The sequence below is a fragment of the Bacillus cereus genome, assembly GCF_007678085.1.
Lineage (GTDB): Bacteria > Bacillota > Bacilli > Bacillales > Bacillaceae_G > Bacillus_A > Bacillus_A cereus_BE.
Genome location: NZ_VEDW01000003.1, coordinates 437,730 through 461,409 on the forward strand (window position 1 = coordinate 437,730; position 23,680 = coordinate 461,409).

Consider the following 23,680-nt stretch of genomic DNA (forward strand, 5'->3'; position numbering starts at 1 on the left):
TGAGAGAAAAAAAGGAGTGTATTTTGTATGGAAAAAAAGAGGGTCGTAATTACAGGACTAGGAGCTGTTACACCGATTGGAACAGATGTTGAAACAGCGTGGGAAAACATTAAAAAGGGTGTATCTGGAATCGGACGACTTACACGAATTGATCCGGAACTATTTCCAGCAAAAGTAGCAGCAGAAATTAACGACTTTGAAGTCGAGAAATATATTGATAAAAAAGAAGCGCGCCGTATGGATCGCTTTACACAATATGCAGTAGCAGCAGCGAAAATGGCAGTTGAGGATGCAAAGCTTGAAATTACAGAAGAAAACGGACCTCGAATTGGTGTATGGATTGGTTCTGGTATTGGCGGTATGGAAACATACGAAGAACAATTTAAGATTTTTACTGAGAAAGGCCCGCGCCGCGTGAGCCCATTCTTCGTACCGATGATGATTCCAGATATGGCAGCAGGTCAAGTATCGATCGCAACAGGAGCAAAAGGAATTAACACTTGTTCAGTAACAGCTTGTGCATCTGGTGCAAACTCAATTGGTGATGCGTTTAAAGCAATTCAGCGCGGTGATGCGGATGCAATGATAACAGGCGGAGCAGAAGCGCCTTTAACAAGTATGGCATTTGCAGGATTTAGCTCAGCGAAAGCATTAACATTCAATGAAGATCCAGCAACAGCTTGCCGTCCATTCGATAAAAACCGTAGTGGTTTCGTAATGGGTGAAGGCTCAGGTATTTTAATTCTTGAAGAATTAGAGCACGCATTAGCTCGTGGTGCTCACATTTACGCGGAAATCGCTGGTTACGGTGCAACTGGTGATGCGTTCCATATTACAATGCCAGCTCCTGGCGGTGAAGGCGGGGTGCGTGCAATGCGTCAAGCTTTAGCAGATGCAGGTCTACAGCCAGAAGATATTGATTACATTAATGCGCACGGTACAAGTACGGATGCGAATGAAAAGTATGAAACGATGGCAATTAAAGAAACGTTCGGTGAGCACGCGTATAAAGTAGCAATTAGCTCAACGAAATCAATGACAGGTCACTTATTAGGAGCAGCTGGTGCTGTTGAAGCAATCTTCTCTATTAAATCAATTACAGACGGAGTAATTCCTCCAACAATTAACTATGAAACGCCAGATCCAGAGTGTGACTTAGATTACGTACCAAATAATGCGAGACATCAAGAAGTAAACGCAGTGTTAAGTAATTCACTAGGATTCGGTGGTCATAACGCAGTGTTAGTATTTAAATCGTATAAATAATAGATGAAATAAGGAGTTTTTTCGCAATATATTGCGAAAAAACTCCTTATTTATTTTTACGCCTTTTTCTCCTTGTGCATATACATAAGAAAAAGGAGGGATAAAGATGGGGATTGTTGAAACTGCTGAGTGGTTACATCTATATTATGGACGGCCAGAAAAGCTGTGTGAGAAGTTTACGAAGTATATCCCGCTGCCAAAAGAAAGGTTGTATCGCTTTTTAATTTCTAAAGGTATGTATCGCCCGGTTATGCGAGGAGAACAAGAAATTAAAGAGTTAGAAAAGAAGGAAATTTGGAAAGAGTTACGTATGGAGTATGAGAAACTGAAAAATTGGTTAAAAGGTCCGGATGTCCCTGTCTTTATTTTATTATCAGATTCCTATAATCGAACTGTACAAGAAGAGTATAACGGCAGAGCTGGATTATCTATGCGTCACGTTATTTTCTTATTCGTATGCGGACGGAATTCGGTGGAAGAATTAAAAGTGTTATTGGCACATGAATATCATCACATATGTAGGTTACATCAAATTGAGACGAAAGAAACAGAATATACATTACTTGATACGATGATTATGGAAGGGCTAGCTGAGCAAGCAGTAACGGAAAGATATTCAGAAAAAAACAATGCACCGTGGACGACGTATCTTTCAAAAGAAGAGGCTATTTATTATTGGAAAAATGTTGTCCATGAAAGAATAAGTATAAAACGAGGAACAAGGGAGCACGACATTTTATTAAATGGATTTCATTCTTATCCGAAGATGCTTGGTTATGCACTCGGATTCCATATTGTCAAAGATTGTGTAACTTTTGAAGGAGAAGATACACTTTCTTTATTATCTATAGATGCGAAAGAAATATTAAATAAAGCAAATACATTTCATATATAAAAAAACAGGAGCGCTATTTCCTGTTTTTTTTAGTATTAAAGGAACATCTAATCCCATTGGGAATGAAGGGGGTATGAATGGTAATTATGGGGGGAAGAAAAGATGGAGCTTGTTCAAAAAGAAAGAAAAAAATTACGCACCTGTGGCGGTACGTAGTAGCCTTGCGATGAGTAGTGCTATTATATTTAGCAATATTATATATATTCCTCATGTATTTGCTGCAAATCCTGTTACAGATGTGAATAAAGTATTGAAAGATGTACAATCAAGTGATGGAAAGTTTAAAAATGATATAGATGGCCAACTATACACGCGGATTGTAAATGCATTCGAATCGGTTATTTTTCTAATTAAAACAGTATCATATTTAATTGTGTTCGTGTATTTGTTGCAAAGAGCAGACACATCAAGTGTCTTCTTTTATCTGTATTCGTGTACATTATATTTATCTATGACCATGGCCGATATGTCCGCCACCGAATCCACTACCAAACCCTCCGCCAAACCCTCCGCCAAATCCTCCGCCAAATCCGCCACCAAATGGAGGAGTAACAGGGATTAATAAACCACCATGGCCAGGGCCATGTACTCCACCCATTCCTCCGCCAAATGGACTAATCGGTATTAAAGCACCAGGGCCATGTCCATAAGGGTCTGGATAATGAACATCGTAATGACAGATACCTCCAGGTGGACAGTGCAAATCTACATGTGGTCGGGGATAAGATGAATATCCATTGTTGTTCATAATAAAAATTCCTCCTAAAATTAAAAAATTAAAGTTCCTGTTTTAAACTATGTCTTTAAATTTTGGTGTGTATAGGTTTATTGATAGGTCAGACAAGCCAAAATTTAAAAACAGAAGGATTTTTCATGATACACATTGGATATCTCACCCCCGAAAAACACGAAATCATCAAGTGGCATATACCTTTATGAAAAAGTTAGTAAAAACTTTTGAAGAACCAAAAGTCCTCATTATAGATAAGGCCCCATATTAATTTGTACGTTCAAGACCAACGTATTCACTTGTTTTAGCGATGTTAGGCCAAGAGTTTGAACACTTAACAGTCAAAGATACAACATTGATCCATTCTGATCAAGTTGGCGCTATCAAATGAAACAATATCGTTATTCCCCTTACTAAACGTGGCATTACCCAAAGCATGTCTCGTAAAGTAAACTGTTACGATAACGCAATGATTGAAAACTTCTTTGACATCATGAAGTCAGAATATCTGTATTGAAAAGACTTTGAGAGTATAGAACATTTTAAGAAAGAACTAGCAAAATATATAGAGTACAATAATCATAAAAGAATTAAGGCAAAGCTAAAGGGGCATGAGCACGTTACAATACTGGACCCATGCCTAAATAGAAGAAAAAATAATAATTAGAATATATTTCCTTAGGTGGAATAAAGTTAAGGAAAATTGAACATAATGATTGATACAAACAGTAGTGAAGTGAGGGGTAGTGAATGTTATATCTACATGATGTATGGGTAAATTGGTTTGAAGGTGAAGAGAATGGGTATAACGTTTGTCATTTTTACGAATGGCGAAAAGATGATACGATTGAGCTATTAGATCAAGTGCCATTATTAAAAGTAGATTCCACATTATATCATTACATCGAAGACGAATTGTTAGAGCTTCCGCAAAAATTGTTGGAAGACGTACATCATAAGGCTTATATTCGTAAAAATCATGAACGTTTGCAGCAAGAGTATTGCTTTGTAGTTACAGATGGAAAAGGAATTATTGCGATCGACACAATTGGTTACAATGTACCAATTCGAAAAAGTAGACTTATACCACGCCAAGAGCAGATGGTATATGAGATGGTAGAAAGCGTACAAGCAGAAAAATATGAGTTCCAAGTAGAAGAAATGGAAAAAGAACATCATATTTTATCACCATCACCTTTCATTATGAATGGCTTAACTCGTAAAGAAAGACAACTTAAACAATTATTATTTATGGCGTTAGATCAATTACATACAACGAAAAACACAGCAGAAATTCGCTATTGGTTCACAGAGTGGGATCCATCAGCATACGGGATGGTTCAACATATGGAATTTGAAGATATTTGGTCTAGACTGTACGATGAAGCGAAAGCAGGCTGGTCTGAGAAGCACGAACAATTATGCGAGCGTCTCGTAAAAGGACAGCCATTTTTTGAAAAGTTATGGGAAATGGAAAACGAGCAAAAGGTAAATTAAAAAACCGCCAATTGGCGGTTTTTTTAATTTGTTGTAGCTTAGCTCCGGCAGCAAGCTCTTCGTGTCTAAGAACTTTCCGCATAAGACAAAAAGCGCCTTCTATGCGAAAGAACCTTAGCCAGTCAGAGCTGAACGAGCTGTCTCCGCTTTATATGTTACCTACGTTTTCTACTTAACCCCATTGCGTTTTCTACTTTACGTAGTTGTTTGAATGCAACGCGGTTTGCTTTTTCGGCACCTTTGTCTAGAATTTCGTCTAGTTCTGGTGAGTTGATTAGTTCGTTATATTTGTCTTGGATTGGACGAATTGCTTCTACGACTACTTGTGCTAGGTCGCCTTTGAAGTCTCCGTATCCTTTTCCTTCGTACATTGCTTCGATTTCTTCTACTGTTTTTCCTGAGAATGAAGAGTAGATTGTTAATAAGTTAGAGATTCCAGGTTTGTTTTCTTTATCAAATTTCACAATACCTTCAGAATCAGTTACAGCACTTTTAATTTTCTTTTCAATTGTTTTTGGTTCATCAAGCATGCTAATCATTGATTTTGGATTTGGATCAGATTTACTCATTTTTTTCGTAGGTTCTGTTAATGACATAACACGAGCGCCAACTTTTGGAATGCGAATTTCAGGAACAGTGAACACTTCACGGAAGCGTTTGTTGAAACGCTCTGCTAGGTCACGTGTTAATTCCATATGTTGTTTTTGATCATCACCAACAGGTACGATTTCAGTGTTGTAAAGTAAAATATCAGCAGCCATTAATGGTGGATACGTTAGTAATCCAGCTGGAACTGAATCTCTACCAGAAGCTTTATCTTTATATTGCGTCATACGCTCTAATTCTCCAACGTAAGCAACTGATTGCATAATCCATCCTAGTTGAGCGTGTGCTGGTACTTCTGACTGTACAAATAAAGTAGCTTTTTCAGGATCAATGCCGCATGCTACATAAAGTGCAGCAAGACTGCGGATATTTTTACGAAGTTGTACGGGATCCTGAGGTACTGTAATCGCATGTTGGTTTACAATACAGAAATAACAGTCGTGTTCATTTTGAAGCTCTGTAAATTGCTTCATAGCTCCTAAATAGTTTCCCAGTGTAATCGTTCCACTCGGCTGAATACCAGAAAAGATAACTGACATAAGTAATTCCTCCTAAATTTGAATGCGTGATAGGGAAGAGAAGGCAAACAAAAAAGCCCATTCATCCCAAAAAACTATAGGGACGAATGGACCGCGGTACCACCCTAATTATTTCACTACTGTGAAATCTCTCTAATCCATAATAACGTTTGGATATAACGCCAAAGCCTACTACTTTCGGTTCGGTTTGGTGCTCAAAAGCCCATTCCATACTGCACAATTACTTGTTCACACCAGCCACAAGCTCTCTGAAATTGCCTCAATATGTACTCTTCTTTATCATCGCATACATATAAATTTATTTATTGTTACCTGAGCTCTTTAATATGAAAGAACTAAAGTTTTATAACAAAATGTTTTGCTGATTATTATATCATATGGGATAGTGTTTGCAAACTACATCAAAATAGTAAAGCTAATGAGGGTCGAGAACAACCCAAGAACGATACCGGTAATGCAAATTGGATACGTCCATTTGAATGAATATGTTTTATAAATACGTTCTTTCTTATCGACAGGTTCCTCTACTTCTTCAATTAAAGAGTCAATTTTTTTGTTCGTACCAAACACTCTTTGGAAGGCGTAAATTGTTACGTTAAAAAATCCATTTTGAAATATGAATAAAAAACCGCCTATAAGAATAAAAAATAGTGCGATATAAAACGATATGTTGACAAAATTCAACAAAAATTGCGATGAAACGAGGAATGCGCCAATACTAGCAGCGATTATCGCTATGAAAATTAGTATACAAGTATGAAAAAAAACTTTATTCAAAATGTTCCCCTCCGTCAAAATATTACTAGAATTATTATACTATAAAAGCTATAATAAGTACTAGAATTAATTTTTTGAAAATTATACGCAATTAAAGGTCTGATTTCAAGATGATGGTAGCAATGTTAACGTATCCCTTTACAAAAAATAAAAAAAATAAAAAAAATAAACATTTTATTAAAAATTTTAACAAAAAAACAAAAAACTATATTCACAATTGTTATATTATATGTATAATGAAAATTGTAGAAACTTGGAGATTATTCTTTCAATTCTACTTTTTTACAAGTGAGGGTACAGGAAGTGCAATTAGGGGAGGCAACACAACATGAAGAAAAAGATACCGTTATTACTTGCATCGACGTTGACTGTCAGTATGTTAGGAGCTTGTAGTTACCAAAAAGAGGATAATAAAGCAGGCGCAAAAGAAAAATCCTCAAACAAGCAAGTGTTAAATCTAACCGAGACAGCTGAAATCCCAACTATGGATACGACGTTATCAACAGATGCAGCATCTTCTAACATCATGAATAACACAATGGAAGGATTATATCGTCTGGGGAAAGACGATAAGCTTGTTCCAGGTGTCGCTAAATCTTATGAGAAATCAGAAGATGGCAAAAAGTATGTATTTAAGTTACGTGAAGATGCGAAATGGTCTAATGGTGAACCTGTAACAGCGAAAGACTTCGTTTATTCTTGGCGAAGAGCTGTAGATTCAAACACGGGTGCCAAGTTTGCTTACATACTATTTGATGTTAAAAATGCGGAGAAAGTTAACAAAAAAGAATTACCAGTTGAAGAACTTGGTGTAAAGGCAATTGATGATCATACACTTGAAGTGGAATTAGATAACCCTGTTCCTTATTTTGTAAGTTTAACAGTCTATCCAACATTGTATCCTTTGAATGAGAAGTTTGTAACAGAACAAGGAGCAAAATTTGGATTAGAATCCAATACGACACTTTATAATGGTCCATTCGTATTAAATGAATGGAAGCATGAACAAAGTTTCCAACTTAAGAAAAATCAAACGTATTGGGAAAATAAAGAAGTAAAACTTGAGGAAATAAACTTCAATATTGTTAAGGATCGTTCAACTGCTATAAATTTATATGAAACGAAAGCAATTGATCGTGTAGTCTTAACATCAGAGTTTGTAGACAAATACAAATCAGATGCTGACTTTAAAACGATTAAGAGACCATCTACACAATTTATTCGCTTAAATGAAAAGAATAAATTTTTAGCAAATAAAAATATCCGAAAAGCAATTGCAATGTCCTTTGAGCGTGAAAATATCGGGAAAGTTATCTTAAACGATGGTTCAGAGGGGATATATGGTTTTGTTCCGAAAGGCTTAGCAAAAGGTCCGAATGGAAAAGACTTCCGTGAAGAAAACGGAAAGCTTATAAAAGAGGATATTAAAGAAGCTCAAAAATACTGGGAAGCTGGTAAAAAAGAACTTAGTGTGGACAAAGTAGAGTTAGAGCTATTAAACTTTGATACTGATGATGCTAAAAAAATCGGAGAGTATTTAAAAGGCCAATTTGAAAAGAACTTACCAGGTTTAACAGTTTCAACAAAAATGCAGCCATTTGCACAAAAATTAAAACTTGAAGCAAGTGGAGATTACGCAATGTCATACGCGGGATGGAGTCCAGATTATATGGATCCAATGTCATTCCTTGAAATGTATACGACAGGTAATGCGCAAAACAAAGTAAATTACGCAAATGCAGCGTATGATGATTTAATTAAAAAAGCGAAAACAGAAGTTGATGTACAAGCTCGCTGGGATGCATTATTACAAGCAGAAAAACAACTGCTTGAAGATGCAGCGATTGCTCCAGTATATCAACCAGGAAAAGCTTATTTACAACGTGGCTCAATTACTGGCCTATTAGAACATAAATATGGCGGAGAATTTAGCTATAAGTGGGTTGAACTAAAAAACTAAAAATGGTTTCCATCATGAATAAGGGTATATGCTTATGATGGGCATATGCTCTTATTTTAAAAAAATAAAAGTAAGAATATTTAAAACTATCTTATTGCTTTTGAGAAAAACGGGGAGGTGCTTGACTATGGGACGTTATGTATTAAAACGTTTCGTGTACATGGCTTTGACATTATTTTTAATTACTACACTGACTTTCTTTTTGATGAAATTACTTCCGGGTTCTCCGCTTAAAAACCAGGAGAAACTATCACCGGCACAAAAAGAAATCATTCTTGAAAAATATGGCTTAAATGATCCAGTACCAGTTCAATATGCACGTTACTTAGGTAACTTAGCAAAAGGTGATTTAGGGGTATCATTCCAATATGATAACCGTCCAGTAACAGATATGATTGTGGATCGTATTGGACCATCAGCACAACTTGGTTTACAAGCGATTATATTAGGTACATTTATCGGTTTAATTTTAGGAATCGTTGCGGCACTTCGTAACAATACGTGGGTCGATTATGGGGCGACAATTATTTCCGTACTCGGGATGTCGGTACCATCGTTCGTATTCGCCGCATTACTACAATATTTCGTAGGGGTAAAACTTGGGTGGTTCCCAGTAGCATTCTGGAAAGGGCCAGAGTTTACAGTAATGCCTACAATCGCTTTATCGATGGCAGTTATCGCAACAATCGCACGTTTCGCTCGTGCAGAGTTAATTGAAGTTATGCAAGCTGACTACATTTTAACAGCGAAAGCGAAAGGAATTAGCCAAGGTGTTATCATTATTAAACACGCACTTCGTAACGCGTTAATTCCAGTTGTAACAATTTTAGGACCAATGGTTGCAGGGTTAATTACAGGGACATTAGTTATTGAGCAAATTTATGCTGTACCTGGACTTGGGGAACAGTTCGTTAAATCTATTACAGTAAATGACTATACAGTTATTATGGGAACTACAATTTTCTATAGTGCGATTTTCATCTTAGTTATTTTCATTGTTGATATTTTATACGGAATTATTGATCCTCGAATTCGTTTAGCGGGAGGGAAAAAATGATGAAAGATGTACAAAAATTATCTCCAGATTTATTTCAACAAGCCAATCAAAATAATGTGGATAATGAAGTCATTGCCCGTCCAAGCTTAACGTTTTGGCAAGATGTAAGAAGACGTTTGTTCCAACATAAAGGAGCGATGTTCGGTTTAGTTTTATTAACAATTATTATATTACTAGCAATTTTAGGACCGATGGTAAGTAAGCACTCATATAAAGAGCAAGACTTAGGTCGTGCGAAATTACCACCGAAAATTCCTGTTATTGAAAATGTTCATTGGCTACCATTTGACGGTACAGATCAATATGGTGTTGACCAATATGAAAAACGTGATATTAAAGAGTATTTCTGGTTTGGTACAGATGATCTTGGACGTGATTTATGGACAAGAACATGGGAAGGTACGCGTGTATCATTATATATCGCTCTTTTAGCAGCAGCAATTGACTTAGTAATTGGGGTCGCATATGGAGGTATTTCAGCGTTCTATGGCGGTAGAGTAGATAATCTTATGCAACGTGTTATGGAAATTATTAACGGTATTCCATACTTAATCATCGTTATTTTAATGGTAATCATTATGGGATCTGGTATATGGTCAATTACACTCGCAATGGCAATTACAGGTTGGATAGGGATGTCGCGTATCGTTCGTGGACAAATCCTGAAATTAAAAAATCAAGAATACGTATTAGCATCTCGTACATTAGGTGCAACAAATACACAATTAATTGTAAAACACTTAATTCCGAACGTAATGGGACCAATTATCGTAATGACAATGTTTACAATTCCAACAGCAGTGTTTGGCGAGGCATTCTTAAGCTTCATCGGTTTAGGTATTCAGCCACCATTCGCATCACTTGGTTCTCTTGTAAACGATGGTTATAAATCAATTCAAACGTATCCACATATGATGTTCATCCCAGCGGTTGTCATCAGTATGTTAATCTTAGCATTCAACTTAATGGCAGACGGATTACGCGACGCGTTAGATCCAAAAATGCGTAAGTAAAAGAGGGGAGAAGTAAAAATGAAAACATTGCTAGAGGTAAAAGATTTGCAAGTCTCCTTTGATACACATGCAGGTGAAGTACAAGCTGTACGCGGTGTTACTTTTGATTTGAAAAAAGGAGAAACGTTAGCGATTGTAGGAGAATCTGGTTCTGGTAAATCAGTTACTTCTAAAGCGTTAATGGGATTAATTCCGAATCCTCCAGGACGTATTAAAAACGGTGAAATCGTATTTGAAGGTCGTGACTTAACGAAATTAACAGAAAAAGAAATGCAACAAGTGCGCGGTAAAGATATCGCGATGATTTTCCAAGATCCAATGACATCATTAAACCCAACGATGACAATTGGAAATCAAATTATGGAAGGCCTTATTAAACACCAAGGGATGAGTAAAGCAGATGGACGTAAAGTTGCGTTAGAATTAATCGACCTTGTAGGTATTCCAAATCCAGAAGCGCGCTTAAAACAATATCCTCACCAATTCTCAGGTGGTATGAGACAGCGTGTAGTTATTGCGATGGCGTTAGCTTGTAACCCAAAATTATTAATTGCCGATGAGCCGACAACAGCGCTAGACGTTACAATTCAGGCGCAAATTTTAGAGCTTATGAAAGACATTCAGCAAAAAACAGAAGCGGCAATTATTTTCATTACGCATGACTTAGGTGTAGTGGCAAACGTTGCGGACCGCGTAGCAGTTATGTACGCTGGTAAAGTTGTTGAAATTGGAACGGTTGATGAAATTTTCTACAATCCAAAACACCCGTACACTTGGGGCTTAATCGCGTCTATGCCAAGTTTAGATGGTTCAGAAGAAGAGTTATATGCAATCCCTGGAACGCCTCCAGATTTATTAAAGCCGCCAAAGGGAGATGCTTTTGCACCACGTAACCCACAGGCACTGAAAATTGATTTTGAAATGGACCCACCTTTATTTAAAGTAAGTGATACACACTATGCGGCAACTTGGTTACTTCACGAGCAAGCTCCAGAAGTAAGACCGCCGGCAGTTGTTGAAAAACGCATTCTTCAAATGAAAGCAGGTGAACAACATGACTAAACAACGTGAGAAATTAATTGAAGTAAAAAATGTAAAGCAGCACTTCGACGTGAGTGGTGGTGTTGTCAAAGCGGTTAATGATATTTCATTTGATATTTACCGCGGAGAAACATTTGGTCTTGTAGGAGAATCAGGTTGTGGTAAATCGACAACTGGAAGAACGATTATTCGTTTATATGATGCAACTGCTGGTGAAGTGTTGTTCGATGGTGAAAATGTACATGGTAAAAAATCACGTGCACAACTGAAGAAGTTCAACCGTAAAATGCAAATGATTTTCCAAGATCCATATGCATCATTAAACCCTCGTATGACAGTAGGGGATATTATTGCAGAAGGTATTGATATTCACGGACTAGCAAAAGGCAAAAAAGAGCGTATGGACCGTGTGCATGAATTATTAAACACAGTTGGTTTAAATAAAGAGCACGCAAACCGTTTCCCACATGAATTCTCAGGTGGACAACGTCAACGTATCGGTATCGCTCGCGCACTTGCTGTAGAACCTGAATTTATCATTGCCGATGAGCCAATTTCAGCACTTGATGTTTCAATCCAGGCGCAAGTTGTAAACTTACTGAAAAAGTTACAAAAGGAAAAAGGTTTAACATACTTATTCATTGCCCATGATTTATCAATGGTAAAATACATTAGTGACCGCATCGGTGTAATGTACCGTGGTCAAATTGTTGAGCTAACAACAAGTGAAGAGTTATATGCGAATCCAATTCATCCTTATACAAAATCACTATTATCAGCAATTCCGCTTCCAGACCCAGATTATGAGCGCAATCGTAAACGTATCGTATACGATCCATCGCAACATGATTACGGTAGTGAAGCACCAACAATGCGTGAAATTCGCCCAGGACATTTCGTATTATGTTCTGAAGCGGAGTATAAGAAATATAAAGAGATTTATCAATAATAAAAAGCCAATCTTCCGTTATGGAAGATTGGCTTTTTTTCTACTATATAAACCGTTTTATTGTTAACATTTGTCTGTAGGTGAATATATGCATTTTAATTAAATGAGTATTACTGTGCCTGAACAGAAACAGTCTCCTCTTGTTCTTCAGGTTTAACAAGTGCATAACGCTCCCACGCTCTACTTTTCCAGCGGAAGAACATAATGATAGCACGTGTCCATTCATCAATAGCAATCGCTAACCAAATACCAACGAGTCCCATATCTAAATGGAAGGCGAAAAAGTAACCGAGTGGTAAACTCATTAACACCATCGAGAATGCTCCGATTAAAACTGGGTACTTTGCATCACCAGCTGCGCGAAGTGAATTGATGATGACGATGTTCATTGTACGCCCTGTTTCAAGTAGTACACTTAATAAAAGAACTGATGCACCTAAGGCGATAATGTGCGGATTATCTGTAAAGAGTCCCATTAATTGTGTGCGGAATGTAATAACGAGAGCGACCATACATAAAGTGACTCCAATTGCCCACTTTACACTTTTCCATACGCGCTCATAGGCTTCATCTTTTTCACCACCGCCAACGAGGCGTCCGATAATAATTGCTGTTCCCATACCAATCGCAATCGCGAATAAATAAGTGAACATAGAAATGTTTGTAGCGTATTGTCTCGCGGCTAATGATTCCGTTCCTAAATATGTTGCATAGTATAAGAAGACAATTTGGCAAGCTTGATACATAACCTGCTCAAATGCAGATGGAATCCCGATTTTTAAAATTTTCCCGATGTATTCTTTTGATAAAGTGAAGTAATATTGGAATTTCACACGATATTCCATAACGCGGTACAGTAACCAGAAGAAAACGATAAGAGCGATTAATCTGCTGACAGCAGAAGAAATGGCAGCCCCTTGTACACCGAGTTCTGGGAAACCGAATTTTCCGAAAATGAGTACGTAGTTTCCAGCGATATGAATAATATTCATTCCAAGTGAAATAAACATCGCTTGCTTTGTGAAGCCATGTACGCGGATAATTGCGGCTAATGAATTAATAATAGCTTGAAGGAAAATAGCGCCTCCGACGATGGATAAATAGCCTTGCGCGTACATGAGTACATCGCCTTGTAAGTTCATTGCCATCATCATATGTTTTGAAAATAAAAGAAAACCAGCGCTTATAATGAGTCCGACCACTAAATTTAATGTGACGGCTAATGCTGATATTTTAGATGCTTCCATAAAACGTTTGGAACCGAGGTATTGAGATACGACGATAGCTGCGCCATTCCCGATAACTTCTAGTACCAAAATAGCGATATGGAGATATTGATTCGCTGCGCCAACCCCAGATACAGCATCGTCTGATAATGCACTTAACATGAAAGTATCAGCGATCCCCATTAACATAAATAGAAAAACTTCTAGAAAAATAGGCCATGTTAATAAGAATAAACTTAATTTCTCTGTCGGCCCGTTTTTTGCCTGAATTGCTGTCATGTCCGTCCCCTCTTTACCGATATCTATTTTTAGCAAAGTGTATCGTAACACACTTTCTTATCCTTTGCACTCATTTTAGCCTACATATCTTTATTATGAAGGGCCTGCAATTTTATGTTAAAAAGAGAAGGATAATTATGCACAAAGTATTATGAGATATAAAATTTATTTTTCTCTGATAATTTAGAAAAGTTTAAAAATAATTATTTTCAACACTTTAGTAAGGAAAATCGGCAATATAAAACGTTTACAAAGGTTTATTTTTAAACAGAAAATTTTAATAAAATAGAAATATAAATATACAAAAAACGTATTTGTGTGTATAATATGAATTATTAGAACATATATATATTTCTATTTGTTTGAAAATGAAAGGGCTAACATTTTTGTGGAGGGTGGAAGTATGAAAAAAAAGATGCCAGTTTTTGTAGTATCAACAGTAGCGTTGAGCATGATGTTAGGGGCATGTAGCTACCAAAAAGATGAACCGCAAGCGAACGCAAAAGGGGATAGCGGGAAAAGCGGTGCGAAGCAAGTTATTAACTTAATTGAAACACAAGAAATTCCAACGATGGATCCAGCGTTATCAGCTGATGCAGTTTCTTCAAGAGTAATGACTAATACAATGGAAGGCTTATACAGTTTAGGAAAAGATGATAAGCTAGTTCCTGGTGTAGCGAAGGAATTCCAAAAGTCAGAAGACGGTAAAAAATATACATTTAAATTACGTGAAGACGCAAAATGGTCAAATGGTGAGCCTGTGACGGCGAAGGATTTCGTATACGCATGGCAAAGAGCGATTAACCCAGATACTGCTGCGAAATCAGCTTACATTATGTATGATATAAAAAATGCAGAGAAAATTAATAAAAAAGAGATGAGTCCGGATCAATTAGGTGTAAAAGCGATTGATGACTATACATTAGAAGTGGAATTAGACAATTCAATTCCATACCTTGTAGATTTAATGGTATATCCAATCTTCTATCCTGTGAATGAAAAGTTTGTAAAAGAGCAAGGTACGAAGTTTGGTTTGGAAGCGAATACAACACTTTATAACGGACCATTTACATTAAGTGATTGGCAACATGAACGTAGCTTTAAAATGACAAAGAGCGCGTCATATTGGGACAATAAAGAAGTGAAGATTGAGGAAGTAAACTTTAATATTGTTAAAGATACGTCAACGCCAATTAATTTATATGAAACAAACGCAGTCGATCGAGCAACGTTATTAGCAGAGTTCATCGATAAATATAAAGGAAAACCAGATTTCCAAACAGTAGAAGATACATCTGTATTCTTCCTTCGTTTAAATCAAAAAGATCCAGCTTTAGCCAATAAAAATATTCGTAAAGCAATTTCACTTGCTTTTGAACGTAAGCCGTTCGTTGATACATTATTAAATAACGGTTCTAAGCCAGCAACAGGATTAATTCCTGATAACTTCATTAAAGGGCCGGATAAAAAGGACTTCCGTGCTGTAAATGGAGATATTGTAAAACCAAACGTGAAAGAAGCGAAGAAATATTGGGAAGCTGGTAAAAAAGAGCTTGGTAAAAATGAAATTGAATTAGAGCTATTAAATGAAGACGTTGAATTATCGAAGAAAACGGGTGAATATTTAAAAGGTGAGTTAGAAAAGAATTTACCAGGTTTAACAGTGAAAATTAAACAACAACCATTCGCGCAAAAACTAAAATTAGAAGATGCGGGCGATTATGTCATGTCATTCTCTGGATGGAGTGCAGACTTCCCAGATCCAGTTACATACCTTGATATGTTCGTAACGGATGGATCACAAAATAAAATGAAATACTCTAATCCGAAATATGATGAAATTATCATGAAAGCGAAGAAAGATGGAAGCGATGTAAATGCTCGTTGGAAAAACTTACTGGAAGCAGAGAAAATGTTACTTGATGACGCTGCGATTGTTCCAGTATACCAACGTGGTAGAGCTTATATACAAAGAGAATCAATTAAAAATATGTACAACCATAAATATGGCGGCGATTTAAGCTTTAAATGGGCGTCAGTAGAGAAATAAGAAAAAAGCAGGTGATTACCTGCTTTTTTTAATACGTACGTTTCTTATAAATACCTTTTCCGCCAACTTGATTCCATCCAGATTGTACATCTAAACTTTTATTAACAAACTTCATCTTTTCTTTTCCGCCAAAGAGTTTTTCACCAATGCTATTTGTAATGACACCAATCAATGCTGTGATTCCGATGATGAGGGCAGCAACAGTGACAAAATCAATAAAAAAAGCAATCATTTGCAAATTCCCCCTTTGCTTGTCTGTATGTTTATTGTATGAGATAAAAGATAAAAAAGAAAGAAATGTCAGAAAAATAATTGATTTATTTTAGAAATCGTATAGACATGAATGAGAATGTTTGTTAAAATAAGAACAAATGTTCTTTTTGATTCTCACTTGTACAGTCTTACATTTCTTAATTGATTTATCAAGAAAAGGTAAGAAAACGTTCTCTTTTTCATAGGAAAGATTATGGGAAAATAACGGTATATCACATGAAAAATCTATGATAAGCAAGCATTAAGAGGGTTGAAGGTTATTGTTAAAGTACAGATGAAGTGAGTGTGGTCATGTTACATAGCAGTGGAATACACGGAAGAGTTTTCTCAATTAGAAGGAAATTTACTGTATATTTCTTGCAAAATCTATTGTATAATGATTATAGAAGTTACTTATTAAAAGTAATTGTTGTTTGCTAAAAGTTGTTGCTTACATGAAATGCGATTTTTGCACTTTGTTTTAAGACAAGGTATCGCAAAAAATTGCTGAATTTAGAAATTTAAACTGTAATTAGTACAGAATTTGTACTCTTTAAGGAGAGTGAGCTTTGTATGGTAACATTATATAGTTCTCCAAGCTGTACGTCTTGTAGAAAGGCGAAATTATGGCTAGAGGAAAATCATATTCCTTATACAGAACGTAATATTTTCTCGGATCCATTAACAATTGAGGAAATTAAAGAGATTTTACGTATGACAGAAAGCGGAACGGATGAGATTATTTCTACTCGTTCAAAAGTTTTCCAAGAATTAAATGTAAACTTAGAGTCTTTACCACTTCAAGATTTATATAAGATGATTCGTGACTATCCAGGGATTTTACGTCGTCCAATTATGATTGACGAGAAACGCCTTCAAGTAGGTTACAATGAAGACGAAATCCGCCGTTTCTTACCACGTACAGTAAGAACGTTCCAATTACGTGAAGCACAGCGTCTTGTAAATTAATTATAATAATATGAAAACCTTCTACTTATTATATAGTAGAAGGTTTTTTTTAATGTTTTACATTTCGTAATCGAACTTGTTGCACGATAATACCGATGCATAAAATGGTGAAAATAAATAAGTAAGGAATGCTTGCAGTGAAACTTGGGTTGTTATGAAAAAAGGTTGCAAGCCTGTCTTCATGTGTAACCATTTTTCCGGCTGTATAGGCGAGAATCGCTGCTCCGCAATAAATGAGGAATGGAAAGCGTTCCATAAGTATTAAAATAAGCTTGCTGCCCCAAATAATAATCGGGATAGAAATGAGTAAGCCGATTATTACGAGTAAAAATCTTCCGTGAGCTGCACCGGCAATGGCGATAACATTGTCAAACCCCATAACGAGATCCGCGAATACAATTGTACGCACAGCTTGAAATAAAGTTGTTTTCCCCTGAATAGCAGAAAGGTCGTTGCTATTATCAGTTAGTAAATTTACTGCAATTAATGTAAGTAAAACGCCTCCGATAAGTTGCAGAAATGGAATGTCGAGTAAATAGACAGCTAGTATAGTAAGTACAATTCTTAGTACGATTGCTAAAAGAGTACCAATCAAAATGGCTTTATTTCGTTTCGATTCAGGTAAATTTCGGCTAGCTAGTGCGATGACGATTGCGTTGTCACCACCTAATACAACATCGATACCGACAATCATTAGTACAGATGTTAAAAACTCTAAGTCCATTCGTCTGCCTCCATTTATGATGTTTTAATAAGCGAACTATATGTATGCGGTGAAAAGAGAGACTACATCATCTTCTCTAATAAAAGTTTCACTTTATTACAGTGTACGGGGGAAGGTGGAAATGTATGTCCAAATTTTTTGTGAGTAAGAAATCGCTATAATGATATATTTGTGTAGATGGTCAAATGAAGATAGGCATATAACTATTTTTGTAAAATAAATCGATTTTATTTCCATTCTGGAGAATCTTATCATAAAATGAGAGTACAAGAATCTATTGATTTGTCATATGAGTGGGGAATCCCTTCATAACAATTCTAAGCAGGAAGGGAGAGTTGTATTTTGGATATTGAAAGAATTAATGACCATACGATGAAATTTTTTATTACGTACATTGATATAGAGGACAGAGGCTTTAATCGTGAGGAAATTTGGTATGACCGCGAAAGAAGCGAAGAGCTCTTTTGGGAAATGATGGACGAAGCTCGTGATCATGATGATTTCTTTATTGATGGACCGTTATGGATTCAAGTGCAAGCAGTCGATAAAGGGATTGAAGTACTTGTAACAAAAGCAGAGCTTTCAAAGGATGGACAAAAGCTAGAACTACCAATAGGGGTAGATAAAATTATAGACATTCCTCTAGATGAAGGCATTGAATCATTATTCCAGCAAGAATTAGTGGAAGAGGTAGAGGAACAAGCAGGAACAAACTTTAACGAAGATGGTACGTTCGGCTTTTTAATTAAGTTTAGTGATTTTGAAGATGTCATTTCATTAAGCCACCGTCTTATCTTTGAAGATATAAAAGATGAGCTGTATTCATTTGAGAACCGCTATTATGTATATGTGGAATTCGATGAAGTGCTACATGATGAAGAAGAAATTGATCGTATTTTAAGTATTGTTTTAGAATACGGAGAAGAATCAACTTTAACAATTCATCGTGTAAGTGAGTATGGGAAACAAATTGTGAAAGAGCATGCGCTTGAAACAATTCGCAATAATTTTCCTGCTAAAACGTAGGCCGATTTCTGTAGTATGAAATCGGCTTTTTATATGAAGAATAGGAAAGCTTTCTTAGTAAGGAGGTAAGAGATGAAAAATACATTAAAGTTGATTTTCTTTGTTCTACTATTGTTCGCATTATTTGTTTCGTTACGTATGTTTATTGATGTAGCATTTTATTCGGATGTAATTGGGATAAAAGATGTTTCGATTTTAGGTATTATTAGTATTTTATTTACGGTATCTGCATTTTTAATTGGCTGCGTTATTTTCTTAGAAAACCGTCATCCGTCTAAAACACTTACATGGCTCATTGTGTTAGGTATTTTTCCGGTATTTGGATTCTTCGCTTATTTATTATTTGGGCAGAACTTTCGGAGGAAGAGAATGTTCCAAAAGAAGGCGTTGCTCGATGAACAAGCATTTTTACAGTATAAGGGGCATGAAGATTACGAAGAAAGAATTTTGCGCAATCATAAGCATCAAGAGTTGTTATTTCGTTTAGCGGATCGCTTAGGGGCTTTAAATATTTCATTTCAAACTGAAACGAGAACATTAACAAATGGAGATGAAACGTTTCAGGCTATTTTAGATGGATTAAAACGAGCGAAACATCACATTCATATGGAATATTACATTGTGCGTGATGATAAGCTTGGAACAGAAATTAAAGATATTTTAATACAAAAATCAAAAGAAGGCGTAGTCGTTCGTTTTTTATATGATGCGGTTGGAAGTTTTAGATTATCGAATTCGTATATTGAAGAATTGAATGATGCAGGTGTCGAAATGATTCCGTTCTTTCCTGTGCGCTTTCCGATTTTAAACGATAAGATTAATTATCGAAACCACAGGAAAATCGTTATTATAGATGGAAATGAAGGATTTGTTGGTGGATTAAATATTGGTGATGAATATTTAGGGAAGGATAAGTATTTCGGCTTTTGGCGTGATACGCATTTATATTTGCGTGGTGAAGCTGTACAAAGTTTGCAGCTTATTTTCCTTCAAGATTGGTTTTATATGACTGGTGAGGCTGTGCTAGCCCCTGAATATTTACAAGCGAAAGCAGTTGAGGGGGAGCATTGGGGAGGCGTGCAGCTCGTTGCAGGTGGGCCAGATAATAAATGGGAAACAATTAAACATTTATATTTTGCCATGATTGCTTCTGCGCGGAAATCCATTTGGATTGCGACGCCGTATTTCATTCCGGATGATGACATTTTATCTGCATTAAAGGTAGCGGCACTTGCTGGTATTGATGTTCGTTTGTTAATGCCGAGTAAGCCTGATAAGCGTACTGTCTTTTACGCGTCGAGATCGTACTTCCCAGAGCTTTTAGATGCCGGGGTAAAGATATATGAATACGAAAAAGGTTTTCTCCATAGTAAAGTTGTCATTGTCGATTCTGATTTAGCTTCAATTGGGACTGCTAATATGGATATGAGAAGTTTTCATTTGAACTTTGAAGTAAATGCCTTTTTATATGATACAGATAGCATTCGAAAACTTGTTCAAGATTTTAAAGAGGATATAGAAGAATCAAGTGAAATTCATGTCGATCGTTTTCATAAAAGGCGTCTTCATAGACGAATTGTGGAATCAACATATCGGTTATTATCACCATTATTATAAAAAGAGATGTCCGAAATTGGGACATCTCTTTTTTTAAAAGGAATTTGTAATAAATTGTAGAATATAAGGAGCTGAAAGGGTGTGATTACGATGTTTATCGCCAAAAGAGAAAACGGAGAAAAAATTCACCTACTCCATCATCGTGATGAGGAGCTTTTACACCGTATGCGTAAAATGGAAAGTTTCTTTTGCATAGCTTGCGGGAAGGAAGTGCAAATGAAATTAGGAAAACAAAAAAGCTGGCATTTTGCCCATAAGAAAATGGACGCATGTCTTGCCTTTTATGAACCAGAATCTATGTATCATAGGCACGGTAAAGAATTGTTATATAGATGGTTCAAACGTCAAAACTTTCATGTGAATATAGAGCATTATCTGCCAGAGATTCAGCAACGACCAGATATTTTCATAGAGAGAGCAGGGAGAAAAATAGCGATTGAATACCAGTGCGCTAACCTCTCTATAGAACAGCTGTACAAACGAACCTATTCGTATTGTCGAGTTGGTATACAGGTCATTTGGATCATTGGTGGAAATCAATTGAAAAAGCAATCAGCATATTGGATGAAATTCTCCTCCCTTATGGCTTTCTCCTTACAATCTTATCCTCAGCCATTTCTTATTTTTTTCTGTCCGAAACAAAAATCATTTCTGAAATGCGCGTTTATCACTTCATTTTCTACAAGCATCTCTTTCTCACATACTCTTCATTTGCCAACTGATACAACTACTTTTGAAATGCTCTTTTCTCCCGTCTCTTTCCGAAAAGAAACATTAGGTGAGGAATGGAAAAAGCGAAAGAGCTACTTTCGGCAAAATGCTCTGCCGATTTGGAATTACAATCATAAGTCACTATTACGCCTCTTATATCAATGTAAATGTACCCCAGCAAATTTCCCTTCTGAAATTGGTGTGCCGCTCCCGTTCTCATTTGCTTTTCAAACAAATCCATTTATATGGCAAGCTTTTCTATATATGAAGTGTATAGGTGAGCTTGCAGTAGGGGATTATATTTCCCTCGAGTATGCGTGTAGTCATGTGAAAAAGTATACGAAAAGGCGCATGCTCCCATACTTTTCTCAGCATATATGGAAAGTAGCAGTTACTGAATATATGAAATTTTTATGTTATGCAGGTGTCTTACGTAAAGTAAGGACTTATAAGTACCAGAAAATAAGGGGGATCGCTATGTTAAAAACAGAGGAGGAAGTTATAAAATATGATGAAATTTGCTTAGCGTATGCCTTATCTTTATTTGAGGCAAAGTACAACATGAGAGAAGGAAAAGGGGATATAATAAAGACTGATCGTGAAGGAATTACATAAGAAAAATCGAATTGTATGTAAGTAGAGATATTTAAAGGAGGGCTTAAAGGATGTCTGAACAAAACACAGCAAAAACATTACCAGATCGCAAAGAGATTGAAGAATCAAGTACGTGGCGACTAGAAGATATTTTCCAAACAGATGCAGAATGGGAAAAAGAATTCCAAGCCATTAAAGAGCTATTACCGAAGTTAACTGAATTTAAAGGGAAACTTGGTGACTCTGCGAACAATTTACTTGAAGCATTGCAATATGAAGATGAAATTTCAATGCGATTAGGTAAGCTATATACATATGCACATATGCGTTACGATCAAGATACAACAAACTCTGTGTATCAAGCGTTAAATGACCGCGCGACAAATTTATATTCACAAGTATCTAGTAGCACAGCATATATTGTGCCTGAAATTTTATCGATTTCAGAAGATACACTGCAAACATTCTTGAAAGAAAATAGAGACTTAAGTGTATATGAACATGCATTAGAAGAAATTACGCGTCAACGCCCGCACGTACTATCTGAAGCGGAAGAAGCTTTATTAGCAGAAGCATCTGAAGTAATGAGTGCATCAAGTAATACATTTGGTATGTTGAATAATGCGGATTTGAAATTCCCATCTATTAAAGGTGAGGATGGAGAAGAAGTGGAAATTACACATGGTCGTTACATTCAGTTTTTAGAAAGTGATGATCGTCGTGTGCGCGAAGATGCATTCAAAGCTGTATATGAAACGTATGGAAAATATAAGAACACATTTGCAAGCACGTTAAGCGGAGCTGTGAAGCGTAATAATTTCAATGCGCGTGTTCGTAAATATGATTCTGCACGTCAAGCGGCATTAAGTAATAATAACATTCCTGAAGCGGTGTATGATCAACTTGTTGAATCTGTAAATGATAATTTACACTTGCTACATCGTTACATTGATATTCGTAAGCGTGCACTAGGTCTTGATGAGCTTCATATGTATGATTTATATACACCACTTGTACCAGAAGTGAAAATGAACGTGAAATATGAAGAAGCACAAGACATGTTATTAAAATCTTTAAACGTACTTGGTGATGAGTATGTTGACATTTTAAAAGAAGCATATGAAAATCGCTGGGTAGATGTGTATGAGAATAAAGGGAAGCGCAGTGGAGCATATTCATCTGGTGCATATGGAACAAATCCGTATATTTTAATGAACTGGCATGATAATGTAAATAATTTATATACACTTGCCCATGAGTTCGGTCATTCCGTGCATAGTTACTATACAAGAAAGACACAGCCACACGTATACGGTGATTATTCAATCTTCGTTGCGGAAGTAGCATCAACTTGTAATGAAGCGCTTTTAAATGATTATTTATTAAAAACGACAGAAGATAAGAAAGAGCGTCTATACTTATTAAATCATTATTTAGAAGGATTCCGTGGTACTGTATTCCGTCAAACGATGTTCGCAGAGTTTGAGCATATTATTCATAAGAAAGTACAAGAGGGACATGCGGTTACGCCTGACATGTTAACTGAGATCTACTATGATTTAAATAAGAAATATTTCGGTGATGCTTTAGTAATCGATGAAGAAATTGGTTTAGAATGGTCTCGTATTCCACACTTCTACTACAACTATTACGTATACCAATACGCAACAGGATTTAGTGCAGCAACGGCTCTATCTAAACAAATTTTAGAAGAAGGGCAACCAGCAGTAGAACGTTACATTAATGAGTTCTTAAAAGCAGGAAGCTCAGATTACCCAATTGAAGTGCTGAAAAAAGCTGGAGTAGATATGGCATCTCCAGAACCGGTAAAAGAAGCATTGCAAGTATTTGAAGAGAAATTAAATGAATTAGAAGCATTATTATTTGAAGAGAATTAATAGA

20 protein-coding genes, 2 pseudogenes and 1 other annotated feature are annotated in these 23,680 nt (G+C 36.2%); of the genes and pseudogenes, 16 read left to right on the forward strand and 6 right to left on the reverse strand.

The features are described 5' to 3' along the window. Nucleotides 1–27 precede the first annotated feature (27 nt). Nucleotides 28–1,266, forward strand: coding sequence for a beta-ketoacyl-ACP synthase II (gene fabF / locus FS742_RS15840; RefSeq protein WP_144613509.1), 1,239 nt, complete (start codon nt 28–30; stop codon nt 1,264–1,266). A 106-nt stretch (nt 1,267–1,372) separates the two neighbouring features. Continuing rightward, a complete protein-coding gene (locus FS742_RS15845) occupies nt 1,373–2,161 on the forward strand; it encodes a DUF2268 domain-containing putative Zn-dependent protease (protein ID WP_144613511.1) in 789 nt (262 codons plus the stop codon). Nucleotides 2,162–2,606: 445 nt separating this feature from the next. On the opposite strand, the gene FS742_RS15855 is transcribed toward FS742_RS15845, so the two are convergent. Further along, nucleotides 2,607–2,909 (reverse strand): hypothetical protein, encoded by a 303-nt coding sequence (locus FS742_RS15855; protein WP_144613513.1) that lies wholly within the window; start codon nt 2,907–2,909, stop codon nt 2,607–2,609. A 151-nt stretch (nt 2,910–3,060) separates the two neighbouring features. Here FS742_RS15855 and FS742_RS28050 point away from each other — a divergent pair. From FS742_RS28050 to FS742_RS15870, 3 genes and pseudogenes are all read left to right on the forward strand, one after another. Continuing rightward, nucleotides 3,061–3,176, forward strand: a pseudogene (locus FS742_RS28050) (IS6 family transposase); the annotation flags it as partial. After that, nucleotides 3,166–3,535 (forward strand): annotated as a pseudogene (locus tag FS742_RS15865) (IS3 family transposase); the annotation flags it as partial. The pseudogenes FS742_RS28050 and FS742_RS15865, both read left to right, overlap by 11 nt. Before the next feature lie 106 nt (nt 3,536–3,641). Beyond that, nucleotides 3,642–4,388, forward strand: coding sequence for a YjbA family protein (locus tag FS742_RS15870; protein WP_088095535.1), 747 nt, complete (start codon nt 3,642–3,644; stop codon nt 4,386–4,388). 155 nt (nt 4,389–4,543) lie between these two features. Here FS742_RS15870 and trpS read toward each other — a convergent pair whose 3' ends face one another. Beyond that, nucleotides 4,544–5,533 carry a tryptophan--tRNA ligase gene (gene trpS, locus FS742_RS15875; protein WP_098254665.1) on the reverse strand — a complete coding sequence of 330 codons (990 nt, stop codon included), beginning with the start codon at nt 5,531–5,533 and terminating at the stop codon, nt 4,544–4,546. Nucleotides 5,534–5,608: 75 nt separating this feature from the next. Beyond that, nucleotides 5,609–5,825 (reverse strand) — a binding site (T-box leader). A 104-nt stretch (nt 5,826–5,929) separates the two neighbouring features. Continuing rightward, on the reverse strand, nt 5,930–6,310 hold the full coding sequence (locus tag FS742_RS15880; protein ID WP_144613515.1) for a DUF3899 domain-containing protein: 381 nt from the start codon (nt 6,308–6,310) through the stop codon (nt 5,930–5,932). Nucleotides 6,311–6,638: 328 nt separating this feature from the next. Between FS742_RS15880 and FS742_RS15890 the strand changes: the two genes are divergently transcribed. The 5 genes from FS742_RS15890 to FS742_RS15910 all read left to right on the forward strand — a co-directional run bounded on the left by FS742_RS15890 (nt 6,639) and on the right by FS742_RS15910 (nt 12,330). Then, nucleotides 6,639–8,270 carry a peptide ABC transporter substrate-binding protein gene (locus tag FS742_RS15890; RefSeq protein ID WP_144613520.1) on the forward strand — a complete coding sequence of 544 codons (1,632 nt, stop codon included), beginning with the start codon at nt 6,639–6,641 and terminating at the stop codon, nt 8,268–8,270. Between the two features lie 127 nt (nt 8,271–8,397). Continuing rightward, nucleotides 8,398–9,327 carry an oligopeptide ABC transporter permease gene (gene opp3b / locus FS742_RS15895; RefSeq protein WP_000534165.1) on the forward strand — a complete coding sequence of 310 codons (930 nt, stop codon included), beginning with the start codon at nt 8,398–8,400 and terminating at the stop codon, nt 9,325–9,327. Further along, on the forward strand, nt 9,324–10,340 hold the full coding sequence (gene opp3C / locus FS742_RS15900) for an oligopeptide ABC transporter permease (RefSeq protein ID WP_144613522.1): 1,017 nt from the start codon (nt 9,324–9,326) through the stop codon (nt 10,338–10,340). Before opp3b ends, opp3C begins: the two co-directional genes overlap by 4 nt. Nucleotides 10,341–10,358: 18 nt before the next feature. After that, nucleotides 10,359–11,402 (forward strand): ABC transporter ATP-binding protein, encoded by a 1,044-nt coding sequence (locus FS742_RS15905; RefSeq protein WP_144613524.1) that lies wholly within the window; start codon nt 10,359–10,361, stop codon nt 11,400–11,402. After that, nucleotides 11,395–12,330 (forward strand): ABC transporter ATP-binding protein, encoded by a 936-nt coding sequence (locus FS742_RS15910; RefSeq protein WP_144613526.1) that lies wholly within the window; start codon nt 11,395–11,397, stop codon nt 12,328–12,330. The genes FS742_RS15905 and FS742_RS15910 overlap by 8 nt, the downstream gene beginning before the upstream one ends. Before the next feature lie 110 nt (nt 12,331–12,440). Here the strand turns inward: FS742_RS15910 and FS742_RS15915 are convergent, their stop codons facing one another. Next, nucleotides 12,441–13,886: an MATE family efflux transporter gene (locus FS742_RS15915; protein ID WP_144613528.1), complete on the reverse strand. Its 1,446-nt coding sequence runs from the start codon at nt 13,884–13,886 to the stop codon at nt 12,441–12,443. Between the two features lie 352 nt (nt 13,887–14,238). Between FS742_RS15915 and FS742_RS15920 the strand changes: the two genes are divergently transcribed. After that, nucleotides 14,239–15,885, forward strand: a complete 1,647-nt coding sequence (locus FS742_RS15920; protein WP_144613530.1) for a peptide ABC transporter substrate-binding protein — start codon at nt 14,239–14,241, stop codon at nt 15,883–15,885. Between the two features lie 28 nt (nt 15,886–15,913). On the opposite strand, the gene FS742_RS15925 is transcribed toward FS742_RS15920, so the two are convergent. Continuing rightward, a complete protein-coding gene (locus FS742_RS15925; protein ID WP_000559978.1) occupies nt 15,914–16,117 on the reverse strand; it encodes a hypothetical protein in 204 nt (67 codons plus the stop codon). Between the two features lie 593 nt (nt 16,118–16,710). On the opposite strand from FS742_RS15925, the gene spx reads away from it, so the two are divergent. Further along, nucleotides 16,711–17,106, forward strand: a complete 396-nt coding sequence (gene spx / locus FS742_RS15930; RefSeq protein ID WP_000258267.1) for a transcriptional regulator Spx — start codon at nt 16,711–16,713, stop codon at nt 17,104–17,106. A gap of 49 nt (nt 17,107–17,155) precedes the next feature. Here the strand turns inward: spx and FS742_RS15935 are convergent, their stop codons facing one another. After that, on the reverse strand, nt 17,156–17,830 hold the full coding sequence (locus FS742_RS15935) for a TerC family protein (RefSeq protein WP_144613532.1): 675 nt from the start codon (nt 17,828–17,830) through the stop codon (nt 17,156–17,158). Nucleotides 17,831–18,172: 342 nt separating this feature from the next. On the opposite strand from FS742_RS15935, the gene mecA reads away from it, so the two are divergent. The 4 genes from mecA (at nt 18,173) to pepF (ending at nt 23,676) form a co-directional block, all read left to right on the forward strand. After that, the gene (mecA, locus tag FS742_RS15940) at nt 18,173–18,856 is read left to right on the forward strand and encodes an adaptor protein MecA (protein WP_144613533.1); all 684 of its coding nucleotides are present in this window, start codon (nt 18,173–18,175) and stop codon (nt 18,854–18,856) included. A gap of 72 nt (nt 18,857–18,928) precedes the next feature. Beyond that, nucleotides 18,929–20,473: a cardiolipin synthase gene (locus FS742_RS15945; RefSeq protein ID WP_144613535.1), complete on the forward strand. Its 1,545-nt coding sequence runs from the start codon at nt 18,929–18,931 to the stop codon at nt 20,471–20,473. Between the two features lie 81 nt (nt 20,474–20,554). Then, nucleotides 20,555–21,799, forward strand: a complete 1,245-nt coding sequence (locus FS742_RS15950; protein ID WP_144613537.1) for a competence protein CoiA — start codon at nt 20,555–20,557, stop codon at nt 21,797–21,799. A gap of 50 nt (nt 21,800–21,849) precedes the next feature. Next, nucleotides 21,850–23,676, forward strand: a complete 1,827-nt coding sequence (gene pepF / locus FS742_RS15955; RefSeq protein ID WP_088057601.1) for an oligoendopeptidase F — start codon at nt 21,850–21,852, stop codon at nt 23,674–23,676. The last annotated feature ends 4 nt before the right edge of the window (nt 23,677–23,680 follow it).